Source organism: Kribbella sp. CCNWLW201, from assembly GCF_037203805.1.
In the GTDB taxonomy this organism is placed as follows: Bacteria; Actinomycetota; Actinomycetes; order Propionibacteriales; family Kribbellaceae; genus Kribbella.
Genome location: NZ_JBBCBQ010000009.1, coordinates 426,259 through 438,490, shown reverse-complemented (window position 1 = coordinate 438,490; position 12,232 = coordinate 426,259). Strand labels below are relative to the sequence as shown.

The 12,232-nt window shown below is 68.8% G+C and carries 7 protein-coding genes; 2 read left to right on the top strand and 5 right to left on the bottom strand.

From position 1 onward, the window contains the following. Nucleotides 1-95: 95 nt before the first annotated feature. The 3 genes from V9K99_RS32655 to V9K99_RS32645 form a co-directional block, all read right to left on the bottom strand. Entirely contained in the window at nucleotides 96-1,592 is a 1,497-nt protein-coding gene (locus V9K99_RS32655; protein ID WP_337005600.1) for a fibronectin type III domain-containing protein, read from the bottom strand. Between the two features lie 100 nt (nucleotides 1,593-1,692). After that, nucleotides 1,693-3,216 carry a fibronectin type III domain-containing protein gene (locus V9K99_RS32650; protein WP_337005601.1) on the bottom strand — a complete coding sequence of 508 codons (1,524 nt, stop codon included), beginning with the start codon at nucleotides 3,214-3,216 and terminating at the stop codon, nucleotides 1,693-1,695. Nucleotides 3,217-3,367: 151 nt separating this feature from the next. Then, nucleotides 3,368-5,581 (bottom strand): LamG domain-containing protein, encoded by a 2,214-nt coding sequence (locus tag V9K99_RS32645; RefSeq protein ID WP_337005602.1) that lies wholly within the window; start codon nucleotides 5,579-5,581, stop codon nucleotides 3,368-3,370. A 156-nt stretch (nucleotides 5,582-5,737) separates the two neighbouring features. Here V9K99_RS32645 and V9K99_RS32640 point away from each other — a divergent pair, with 156 nt between their 5' ends. Further along, a complete protein-coding gene (locus V9K99_RS32640; protein ID WP_337005604.1) occupies nucleotides 5,738-7,363 on the top strand; it encodes a Wzz/FepE/Etk N-terminal domain-containing protein in 1,626 nt (541 codons plus the stop codon). A 2-nt stretch (nucleotides 7,364-7,365) separates the two neighbouring features. Then, entirely contained in the window at nucleotides 7,366-8,649 is a 1,284-nt protein-coding gene (locus tag V9K99_RS32635) for an O-antigen ligase family protein (RefSeq protein ID WP_337005606.1), read from the top strand. Here the strand turns inward: V9K99_RS32635 and V9K99_RS32630 are convergent. Both V9K99_RS32630 and uxaC read right to left on the bottom strand, forming a co-directional pair. Continuing rightward, complete coding sequence (locus V9K99_RS32630) at nucleotides 8,646-10,076, bottom strand: right-handed parallel beta-helix repeat-containing protein (protein WP_337005608.1); 1,431 nt, start codon at nucleotides 10,074-10,076, stop codon at nucleotides 8,646-8,648. The genes V9K99_RS32635 and V9K99_RS32630 overlap by 4 nt on opposite strands. 619 nt (nucleotides 10,077-10,695) lie before the next feature. After that, the gene (gene uxaC / locus V9K99_RS32625) at nucleotides 10,696-12,102 is read right to left on the bottom strand and encodes a glucuronate isomerase (protein ID WP_337005610.1); all 1,407 of its coding nucleotides are present in this window, start codon (nucleotides 12,100-12,102) and stop codon (nucleotides 10,696-10,698) included. Nucleotides 12,103-12,232: the final 130 nt, after the last annotated feature.

Genomic DNA, 12,232 nt, shown 5'->3' with positions numbered 1-12,232 from the left:
GGACGCCGAAGGCGCCCTTGACGCACACCACCACGACTAGCACCATCACGCAGCCCGGAGCCGCGACACCACAGTCGTCTTACTGAAGAACCACCTCAGCGAACAGTAATCGTGGAGTAGCCGCCGCGGAGGGTGTTTTGGCCGTCGGACACCTCGATGCGGTACATCTGCGACGTCCCAGAAGGTGCAGAAGTGTCGGTAAGAGTGATGTTCGGCCGGCTCCAGAAGGTGGAGTTGGCGGTTGTGGTGGCGACGACTGTGTTGGTGGCGCCTCGGAGGAGACGGTAGGTGAGGGTGATGTCGTCGTTGTCCAGGGATGTCTGGACGGTCGCCTTCACTTGGCCGGTCGTCGTACTGGACAGCGTCGGGAGCGCCGGGCCGAGGGGCTTGGCGCCTGTGCCGAGGTTGGTGAACCGCGTCAGGCCTTGCTGGCCCACACCGTTGACCTTGGTGAAGTCGCCGCCGACCCAGAGGTCAGCCCCACCCGTCGCCGACACGAGCGGCCCGACCACTGTCGGCGGGCCCGCGTTCGTGTTCGGGAACCACGGGCCGAGTGACCCGTTCGCCGGGTTCTGCAGCAGCAGGAAGTGAGCGCCGGTGCCGTCAGCGAAGGCGCCCGGACAGCTGTGCGCGTGCGATCCCTTGAACAGCCAGCCGTTGACATAGGTGATCGCCTCGGTCGCGCCGAGGCAGGTGTTCTTCCAGACCAGGTTGCCGGTGGCGACGTCCGCGGCCCAGGTGCCGTCGAAGCAGCCGCCGCCGTCTCCGGCGTTGGCGAAGTACACCCGGTTGTCCGCGGTCTCGATGTCCTTGACCCGCGACGTGCACCCACTGCTCGGCAGCGGTACGGCGGAAGCCGCGGAGAACGGTAGTAGCGCGCCGGTTGAGTTGTTGACGCTGGCAACCGCCCACCGGCTGACCCCGCCGACCTTCGCGAAGGTGCCGCCGAGGTACACCTTCGAGTTGTCGTCGGCCGCGTCGATCGCGTACACGTCCGCGTCGGCGTTCGGGTTCCACGGCAGCAGACTGCCGTTGACCGTGCTGATCGCGGCCGCGCGGTTCCGGGCGACCCCGTTGACGAGCCCGAACGAGCCGCCGAAGTACAGGCTGGTCCCGCCGATCGCGAGCGCCTTCACCCGGTACGACACGCTCGGCTTGATGGTCGCGACCAGCGCGCCGGTGGCGGTGTCGAAGGCCGCGATCCGGTTCCGTACCTGGCCGTCGACGCGGGTGAAGTCACCGCCGACGTACACCCGGGAGCCGTCCGGCGAGGCCACGATCGACCAGACGACGCCGTTCAGCGTGTGGTTGAAGGTGGTGTCGAGCGCGCCGGTGCTCTGGTTGAACGCGGCCAGATAGGTCCGGACCGTCTGATTGGTCCCGGCCGCCGCACCCGGCGGACGGACCCGGGTGAACCGGCCGCCGACGTACGCCTTGCCCTTGGCAACAGCCAGCCCGAGCACACTCGCATCGGTCTGCCAGGCCGAGTTCGCGACCGCGGTCAATGACGCGCCGGTGCTGGTCGCGGTCTGCGCCGGTACGACGCTCAGCGCGAGACCCACCACGCCGAGCACAGCGACAACTCTCCCCATGATTCCCCCCTTGCCCCAGACAACCAATCTACGACCGGCGGCCCCCCGCCCGTCTACAGCTGAAGGGGGTCTGCCTGAAGAGGCAGACCCCCTGTACCGCTTACGGCACCTTCACACTCACCGACGGGCCTTTCATGATGTTGCGCCCGTCGTGGACCTCGATGTGATACGTGAGCGTCTGACCGCTCTTCACGCCGGTGTCAGCCACCGTGTAGGTCTTCCGCGCCTCCCAGAAGTACGACATGTACTTGAAGGAGCCGATGTTCGTCGTACCCCGGAACACGTTGTACGTGAGCGAGATGTTGTCCAGGTCGTACACGTCGGCGAACTTCACCGTCACCTTGTCGGACGACGGCACCACCGTCGGAGCCTTCGGTACGGCGGGAGCCGCGCCACCCGGGGTGTTGGTGAACCGGGTCAGGCCGCGCTGCGGCTTGCCGTTGACGTTCAGGAAGTCACCGCCGACCCACAAGTCGGTGTCGGTGCCGGCCATCGCCAGCGGGCCGACCTGGGTGGTGCTGCTCTGATCGGCGTCGGTGTTCGGGAACCACGGGCCGATCTTGCCGTTGATGGCGCTCTCGACCAGCAGGTAGTGCGTCCCGGTGCCGTCGGGGAAGGCGCCGCTCTCGCTGCAGTTGTGCGCGTGCGAGCCCTTGTAGACCCAGTTGCCGATCGCCTTGATCGCCTCGGTCGCGCCCAGGCACTTGTTCTGCCAGAGCAGCTTGCCGCCGGTGCTGACCTGAGCGGCGAGGACACCGTCGTAGCAGCCGCCGCCGTCACCGCCGTTGGCGACGTACACGTTGTCGCCGAGGGTGTCGATGTCCTTCACCCGGGTGGTGCAGGTCGCGGTCGGCTTCGGGATCGCCGCCGCGGCCGGGAACGAGTACGCCGCACCGGTGGTGTTGTTCGTCATCGCCAGCGAGTAGTGGTCCTTGCCGTTGATGGTGCTGAACGGGCCGCCGACGAAGACCCGGGTGCCGTTGTCGGACAGGTCGATCGCGTACACGTCACCGTTGGCGACCGGGTTCCAGGGCAGCAGGTCGCCCTGGATCAGCCGGACAGCGCCGAGGCGGCTGCGGACGACGCCGTCGATCCGGCCGAACGCGCCGCCGATGAACACGCTGTTGCCGAAGATGGCCAGCGCCTTGACCCGGGCCGAGACGACCGGGTCCCAGGCCGAGACCAGCTTGCCGGTGACGACCGAGAACATCGCGATCTTGCTGCGCTTGATGCCGTTCACGGTGGTGAAGTCACCGCCGATCACGACCCAGTTGCCGTCCGGGCTGGTGGCGATGCTGTAGACCGGGCCGTTCAGCGTCGGCGCGAACGCGGTCGGCGCGCCGGTACTGCGGTTGAACGCGGCCACATAAGTACGGACGGCCTCCCCCTGGCCGGCCGGCTTGCCTGGCTGCCGGATCTTGGTGAACAGACCGCCGGCGAAGACCGTGTTGCCGCTCACAGCCAGCGCGTTCACGCTGTTGTTGGTCTGCCACGAGGTCTGCTTGATGGCCGAGACGGCCGATGCGAAGCCCGGAGTCGCCGCCTCCACCGGCGGTCCGGAGGGGATCAGCGCAGCGGCGACCACGGCCGCGGCGGTGACAACGGCCAGCACATACTTCTTCATCAATGTCCTTTGGACTGGGCGGGGGGTCAGTCGTTGGGCGGCTGCATGCCTCACGCACGCACCCAGCGGACATTAGCGCTGTGGGAGGTCGACCGGAAGCCGACCTCCCACCCGCGTTATGACTTTGTGCTGCAGTTCGCAGACTCTGCGTTCACCGCGCGTCGAAGTGGGTCTGCACCTGGGCCGCGCTGAGCGCGTACGGGTACACCGCCGCCTCATCGATGCCCATTCCGGTCTGGATCGCTCCGCCGCCGGACCAGGTGCTCGTGTTGTCGTACCCGACACGCCACCAGCCGTAGTACAGCGACGCCGATCCGACGTTCGCGCTGCCCGCCAGCGCACCGTCGACGTACAGCTTCATGAAGCCGTTGTCGTAGCTGCCGACCACGTGGTGCCACTGCCCGTCGTTCTTGCCCGACGTGCTGGTCAGGGTGCGCTGGGCGCCGTCGTTCACGCCGAAGACGATCGAGCCGTTGGTGCGCATGTACAGCATCCGGTCCCCGCCGCCACCGCTGTTGCCGGCCTTGGAGTTGCCGAAGCCGATGATCCGGCCGCCGCGGTTGAATCCGCTCTGCTTGACCCACGCCTCGACGGTGAACTGCTGCGGCATGCTGTACGCCTTCTCGCCGACCATCCGGCCGGTGCTCGAGCTGATCGTCATCGCCGTGTTGCCCGCGATCGCCCCGGTGCTGCCCAGCGTCACGCCGGTGAACGTGCCGTTGTTGCTCTGCCCGGAGGAGTCGACCGAGGCCGTCGTACCGGCTGCCTCACCCAGCCGCCAGTACGCCTGCGGACCGTCGGCGTTGACGATCTGGTCGTACGCCGTCGACGCCGTACTGGCGACCGTGATCGCGTCCGAGTAGTTGCCGCGGATCGTCGTACTGCCGTCGGTCACCTCGACCCGGTAGTTGGTCACCTCGCCTGGGGCACTCGTGGTGTCGGTGAAGTGGAGCCAGGGCCGATCCCACGGCGTCGACTTGGCCGTCCAGGTCGCGATGGTGGTGTTGCTGAACCCCTTCAGCAGCCGGTAGGTCAGCGTGCTGTCGTCGTTGTCGTTCACGGTCGGGAAGTGGATCTGCACCACGCCCGGCTCGACGCTGTAGGGGAGCAGCTTGGCCGGCTTGGCCGGCGCCGCACCCGGAGTCGCGTTGGTGAACCGGGTCAGGCCCTGCTGGCCGACGCCGTTCGTGGTGGTGAAGTCGCCGCCGACCCAGAGGTCGTCGCCGCCGGTCGCGAAGGCGAGCGGGCCGACCTCGGTGGGCGGTCCGGCGTTGGTGTTCGGGTACCACGGGCCGAGTGAGCCGTCGGCGAGGTTTTCGCTGAGCAGGAAGCGATACCCGAAGCCCTGCGGGAAGCCGCCGGCGCCCTGGTTCGCGCAGTCGTGCGCGTGCGAGCCCTTGTACAGCCAGCCGTTGACGACCTTGACCGCCTCGGTGGCGCCCAGGCACTGGTTCTTCCACTTGAGCGAGTTGGTCGCGATGTCGACCGCCCAGGTGCCGTCGAAGCAGCCGCCACCGTCGCCGCCGTTGCCGAAGTACACGGTGTCGCCGCTGGCGTCGATCGCCTTCACCCGGGTGGTGCATGAGCCGTTCGGCGGCGGTACGGCGGATGCTCCGGGGAACGGCAGCACGCCGCCGCTGACCGGGTCGAGGCTGGTCACGGTGTTCTGGTTCGTGCCGTTCACGGTGCTGAACTGGCCGCCGGCGTACACCTTGGAGGCGTCGTCGGCGACGTCCACGGCGTACACGTCGCCGTTCACGGCCGGGGCCCAAGGCAACAGGGTGCCGAGGTCGGCGGTGACCGCGGCCAGCCGGAGCCGCTCGATGTTGTTGACCAGGCCGAACGAGCCGCCGAAGTAGACCGTGCTGCCGGAGACCGAGATGGTCTTGACCCGGTAGGAGACCGAGGGCTTCCAGTTCGTGACCAGGGCGCCGGTGGCGGTGTCGAAGGCGGCGATCCGGTTCCGGGTCACGCCGTTGACGGTGGTGAAGTCACCGCCGATGAAGATCCGCGAGCCGTCGGCCGACGCGGCCACCGCGTACACCTGGCCGTTGAGGACCGGGGTGAACGACGTGACCAGGTCGCCGGTGGTGGCGTCGAAAGCGGCCAGATAGGCCTGCGCGACCTCGTTCGTGCCGGCTGCGGCGCCCGGCGGGCGGACGCTGGTGAACCGGCCGCCGACGTACGCCTTCCCGGCCGCCACGGCGATGCCCTGCACGCTGGCGTTGGTCTGCCAGGTCGAGCTGTTGGCCGCCGACAGCGAGGCCTCGATGCTCTGCGCGGGTGGCGCGAGTGCGACCACCAGCGACCCGGCGATGAGAGCGCCCACGACCCCCAGACGCGCGAACAGCCATCTCTTCTTCATCCTGCGGTGTCCCCCTCGGACAGATGTGTTCCCTGGTTCTCCAGACTCCCCCTGAGAACCCCCGAGAAGAGAGTAGGCCACAGAGAGAGACCGTTTGGCCACCCCGCGCCTCCAGGGCTATATCCTGGGTCGCTGGCTCAAGGGAGTGAGGACTGGATGGAACCGGGCACCGTGGTCTGGCGGGAGACCGCTCAGTCACTGCTGCGGCAGAAGTGGCTGATTCTGGGCTGCATCATGCTCGGGCTCGTCGGCGCCTCCGTCTTCGCCTTCTCCCAGACCGAGCGCTGGACGGCGTCCAGCCAGTTGGTCATCGGCCCCGCCGTACCGCCCGCCCTGGTCGGGAAACTGCAGACCAGCGCGGACAAAACCGGCCCGCTCGGGATGGACCTGCCGGCCGAGACCCAGGCCCGGGTGATGGCCAGCCCGACCCTGCTCCGCAGCGTGGCCAAGTCGCTCGGGCTACCGACCACGGACCAGACGATCCAGGACCTGGCCGCCGTGACCCGGGTCAAGGCGGTCACCGACAACGCGTACCTGGTCACCACCGACGGCCCGACGTCCTCGGAAGCGGTACGGCGTGCCAACGCGATCGCGACCATTTACCTGAAGCAGCGCAACGACGAGGCCAAGTCGCTGCTGACCACCCTGGCCAGCCAGGCCCAGGACCGGTCGAAGACGGCCACCCAGCAGTCCCGCAGCCTGGTCAGCCAGATCGACGAGGCGGTGCAGCGAGGCGACTCGCAGACCGCGGCGGCGCTGCGCGACCAGCGTGTCGGCCTGGCGACCGAGGCCCGGCAGGCAGCCGACGACGCGGCCGCGATGCTCAAGGCGCTGACCGCCGTCGGCGCCGGCAGCGAGCTGGTCACGCCGGCCACGACCGACACCGCGACCTCCTCGCCGATGGTTGCCCGCGACATCCTGGTCGGCGGCATCCTCGGCCTGGTGCTCGGTTTCGGCCTGGCGCTGCTCAGGTCCCACCTGACGCCGTACATCCTGACTCGCGACCAGGCGGCCCGCGCGGCGAGCTCGCCGGTGATCGCTGCGTCGGAAGGCAATCGCCAGCGGCTGTGGCACCGTGCGGCTCCCGAACTCCCTCAGTACGAGATCACCGCACTCGGAGCTGAGGCGAGTGGAGCACTGGCCCGGCGCGAGCTGAACCCGCGGGCCTTCGCCGGCGGTGGCCCGGGTGCCCTGCTCGTGGTCTCGGCCTCGCCGACGCCGAACTCGGCCGGTATCGCGCTCGCGATGGCCGAAGCGAACGCCCGCGACGGCCGCGAGACCCTGCTGGTCCTGGCCGATGTGGAGGGTACGCCGGTTCTGCCGCACGTGACCGGGCACGAAGGCCTGACCGATCTGGTGCACGAGCCGGCGGCGACCCGGGCGATCCGGGCGCGGAAGCTGTTCCGGCCTGGTACCGTCGCCGACCTCTACGTCCTGCCGCCCGGCCTGAACCACGAGGAGACGGCTGAGGCCGTCGGCCCGTCGCTGGTGCCGGGCATCGTCGCGGACCTTCCGCCTGGGTACTCCGTCGTGATCCACGGCCCGGCCGCGGTTGGCCGGCACGGGATCACGCCACTGGCCGCCGCTGTCGACGCGTCCGTGCTGGTCGTGCAGGTGGGGCACGACAAGGAGATGGACGTCGCCCGGCTCACCGGCGCTCTGCACTTCGCGGGTGCTCCGGTGCTGGGCGTCGTACTGATCGGAGCCTCGGCGCACGACGAGACGCTGGGCATTCCGCTGAACTTCAAGTCGGCCGAGTCGGCCGCCCCACCGATCCGCTGACCGTGTCGTCGTACCAGCTGGCGCGGCCGGTGCCGGGGACCGTGGAAGAGGTCCAGAAGCCGGCCTGGTTCTGGCTGATGCTGTGGTGCCTGTTCGTGCTCGGCGTGCAGCCGTGGTCGTCCCGGGTGGCGTCGCCGCAGGGGACCACCGGGTCGACGAACAGCATGATGAAGGGTCTGTTGCTGGGCGCGATCTTCCTGGTCGCGCTGGCGGCGACCAAGCCCGGGTTCCGCACCAGGGTCAACCCGGCGAGCAGTCTGTACGTGCTCTATGTGCTGTTCGCGTGCGCGACCGCGTTCCTGCTGGCCGAGCCGATGGGGCCGTTGATGCGGCTGGCCCGGTTCCTGATCGGGCTGGTGATCATCTTCCTGCTCTGGCGGCCGCTGGTGCAGACTCCGGAGCGGCTGATCCGGGCCCACCTGTGGGCGCACCTGTTGCTCGCGGCAACGGTCATGCTGAGCCTGGCGTACGCACCGAGCCAGGCCTGGCGGCCGCTCAGCTCGCTCGGCACGGGGTACCGGCTGCAAGGGGTCATCATCCCGATGCTGCCGCCGCGGGTCGGCGAGGTCGGCGCGATCCTGCTCGGGCTGGCGCTGATCGGGTTCGTCTGCCGGAAGCTTTCGTTCGTCCCGGCCGCGGGGCTGATCGGTCTGGGCACGGTGCTGGTCGCGGCGAGCCGGACGCGGACGTCGGCGGCGGCCGTCGCTTTCGGGCTCGTGCTCGCGCTGATCCTGACCCGGAAGACCTGGCTCGGGCGGATCGTGAGTCTCGGTGTGCCGGCGCTGGTCGGCCTCGCGTTCCTCACGATCGGGTCGCTGCACACGTGGTTGCTGCGCGGTCAGGGGACCCGGCAGATCAGCTCGCTCAGCGGCCGGACCACGAGTTGGCAGGCCGTGCTGGACGAGAAGGTGTCGCTGCAGACAGCGATCATCGGCCACGGCCTGGGCAACAAACGCGTGCTGTTGCGACGTGGTGAGGGCGACATCGACGTGATGGCGATCGACAACAGCTGGCTCGGCCTCTACTGGGAGACCGGTCTGCTCGCGGTCACGATCGTCGGCATCGCCCTGATCGTCGCCTGGATCTCGGTCCTCCGTGCCCCCACGCCGTACGTGAAAGCCTGCGGCGCCCTCCTCCTCGGCTACATCACCGCCGCCTCACTCAACGAAAGCGGCCTCTCCGACCTGAGCTCCATGACCCTGCACCTCCTGGTAGCCGCCGCAGTCTGCGACGCCGACCGAATACGCCACCGAGCCAGACTCCAGGCCCAGGCTCGTGCCGCCTAGCTGGTGATGGAGTCCTGGTCGAAGCCGGCCTGTTGCCACTCGTCCCAGGTCATGGTCTTGCCGCGGTACGCGAACCGGTCGGCCGGCTTGCCGTTGATCTGGTAGCTGTTGCGGCGGAACGTGATGGCGCCGGCGCGGGTGGGGGAGCCCTTGTTCTCGACCACGCCGGTGCTTGCCGTCGCATCGTCCATCACGATCAGGTTGCCCTCGACCACCACGTCCGTCAGCACGTAGAGGCCGCGTGGTCCCTGACCTCGGGTGCGGGACTGGATCGAGATGCCGTTGCGGTTGTCCTTCACCAGGTTGCCGCGGACCTGGACGGCGGACGAGGTGTTCACGTTGATGCCGCCGCCGTCCCACAGACTCCCGCCGGAGCCCCGGCCGGTGCCGAACCCGTTGCGCTCGACAACGTTCTGCTCGATCACCGCCTGATAGCTGATCTCGTACCGGATCCCGTCCGCGGCATTGTCACGGATCCGATTGTCGACAATCCGCCGATCGTGCTCGGCGATATCGCTCCACATCCCGACCCCGCGGTTGGCCACGATGTCGTTGCCCGACACCTCACCCGACGACCGGGTCGACTTGATCCCGCCGGACTCCCAGTCCGCGATCCAGAACCCGTCGGTGTTGTTCCGGGCGACCAGGTTCGCGGTGATCCGTACGTCGGCCGACTTGTACTGCCCGATCCCGAGCTGCCCGTTGTCGGCGATCGTGTTCCGGCTCAGCTCGGCCCGATCGCCCTGGATCACCATGATCCCGACCCCGTGGTTCCAGCGGACCTCGTTCGCGATCACCTTCCAGCCGGGGCCGACCTGCAACGCCCCGTCCTGCGGCCGGCTCGCGAAGTGCTCGATGGTCAGCCCGGTGACGGTCACGTCCGCCGCCGACTTGTCGATCGCGGTCGGCGCCTTCGACATCTCGACACTGCGGCCGTCCGGGTCGTCGGCGACGTACACGGCGTTGGCCTCGTAGTCGCCGTAGAACGTCCCCGGCTTCAGCCTGCCGAGACTCATCACCCGTGTCAGATGCTTGCCGTCGACAAACACCTGCTCACCACGCTGGCACGGCTTGTCCTTGTCGTCCTCGCACTTCCACTGCGGTTTGACCGCGTACGGCGCCGGCAACACGCCACGCACCACCCACCGATCGCCATCCCGCTTCCACCCACTCAGCCGCACCGACCCCGTGAGTACGACGCCGGGACCGCCGCCCAACGTGTCACCGGCCCGCGGCCGGATCGGCACGCTGATCCGATGTACACCCTTCGCAAAACAGAACGTCGTCCCGGCCGGCTGCGCGTCGATCACGTCCTGCGGGTCGGCCCCCACCGGAATCGCGATCCCTTTGCAGGTCTTCGCCGTACCAGGTCCAGTAGGCCCAAGCACCGCGGCCGCCGCAGCCGGGGGAGCGGTGGGCACGGTCACCGTAGACGTCGCCGCTGACCGAGACGGCGACGGCGCCCCCGAGTCCTCCCCACCACCGGAGCACCCAGCCACCAACAACCCGACCACGGCACAACCAGCCGCGACACGACGCCTCATCCACGTCCCTCCACCAGCCCCCGCCAAACAGATCTGCAGGAGACTACCGGCCACGTAGGTCCGCCCCGGCCATCGCGTGCCGAAGAACGGGTAGTGGTCAGCCGCCCAGAGGTCTGGTCGGCTCGGCCAGGCGTCAGGCGAACCTGGCCGACGAGGCGTATCCGGCTACTACCCGTTCGTCGGTACGCCCAGCTGGGCGGATGGAGCGTGGCCACTGCCGATCTATGTCGCCGCCTGGCCGAGTCTGAGCTCCTGCTCGACCCGACCGGCCTGGGAGCCGAGCACCGCTCGCAAGTCCAGACCCCTGCGCCGGCGCTCGTCGCGAACGTACGACGTCATCTCGAAGCCGCAGCGCCCGGCTTCATCAAGGAGCTACGTCGGGCGGCCGAGCGTGAGAACCGATGGCTCCACGCGCGCCCGAACTCGAGGCCACCTCCTGGGGCACACACGACCTCACCGAAGGAACGGCTGCGCTCGAGGCTCTGGCGGCCGCTGTGCTCGATCAGGACAGGTAGGTGTCTCGGGCGAGGTTGTAGGCGAGGTCTTGGGCTACGCGGAAGGCGTCGTCTTCGTCTAGGCGGTGCTGGATGACCAGGTTGGCCAGGTAGCCGGCGTCGATGCGGCGGGCGAGGTCGTGGCGGGCTGGGATGGAGAGGAAGGCGCGGGTGTCGTCGACGAAGCCGGAGGTGTTGTAGAAGCCGGCCGTCTCGGTGACCAGTTCGCGGAAGCGGCGCATCCCGTCGGGGCTGTCGAGGAACCACCACGGCGCCCCGAGCCGAACCGCGGAGTACACGCCGGCCAACGGTGCCAGCTCTCGCGAGTAGACGGTCTCGTCGACGGTGAACAGCACCATCCGGAAGCCCTCGGCATGACCGAACCGCTCGAGCAACGGCTGCAACGACCGGGTGAACTCGGCCGTCACCGGAATGTCGTGCCCCTTGTCCGGCCCGTACGTCGCATGGATCGCCGGATCGTGATCCCGCAGTACGCCGGGGTGCAGCTGCATCACCAAACCGTCCTCGGCCGACATCACCGCCGACTGGTAGAGCATGTGCCCGGCGAACAACAGAGCGTCCGACGCCCACACCTCGCCCTCGAGCGCGCTCGCGTAGATCCGCTCGGCCTCGTCGTCTGACAGCGGGATCGCGGCCGCGTTCAGATGCCCGTGGTCGGTCGCCCGCGCACCCGCCTCCACAAAGACCTGCCGCCGCTTCCGGATCGCCTCGAGATACCCGCCGTACGTCGAGGTGTCGACGTCGGCCAACGCCCCGAGCTGCTGGACCAGATCACGCCAGTCCGGCCGGTCCAGGTGTACGACGGCGTCCGGCCGGAAGGTCGGGATCACTCGGCCAGGCAGATCCGCGGCGACCTTGGCATGCGCGGCCAGGTCGTCGGTGGCGGCGTCGGTGGTGGAGATCAGCTCGATCGCGAACCGGTCGAGCAACGCCCGCGGCCGGAAGTCCGGCTCGGCGAGCCGTGCGGAGATCTGGTCGTACAGCTCGTCCGCGGTCTCGGCCGACGGATGGGTGGTGACGCCGAGGACCTCGGCGAACTCGTGCTCCAGCCAGTACCGGCTCGGGGTGGCCAGGAAGAGGTGCCAGTTCGCGCAGAACTCGCGCCAGATCTCCCGCGGGTCGGCGGCCGGGGCGCCGTCGCGGCGGGGCAGGCCGAGGCGCTCGGGCGAGATGCCCTGGGAGATCAGCATCCGGGTGACGTAGTGGTCCGGGATCACCAGCAGCTCGGCCGGGTTCCCGAAGGGTGCGTCGGTGGCGAACAGCGAGATGTCGACGTGCCCGTGCAGGCAGAGCAGCGGCAGGTCCTTCGTCGACGCGTGGATCCGCCGGGCGATGTCACGTGCCTCGCCGGCGGGCAGAGCGCGGTCCGGATGAGGCTGCAGTGCCTTCGGCATGGGTCCTCCGTGAGGGATCGGCTGCAACGGTTGCTGCAAAGGATTGCAGTCGCCAGGACGTCACACAAGCCCTTGTCCACAAGGCGATTCGCACGTACTCTCCGAGCCGCTTGCTCAGACCTTGACACAC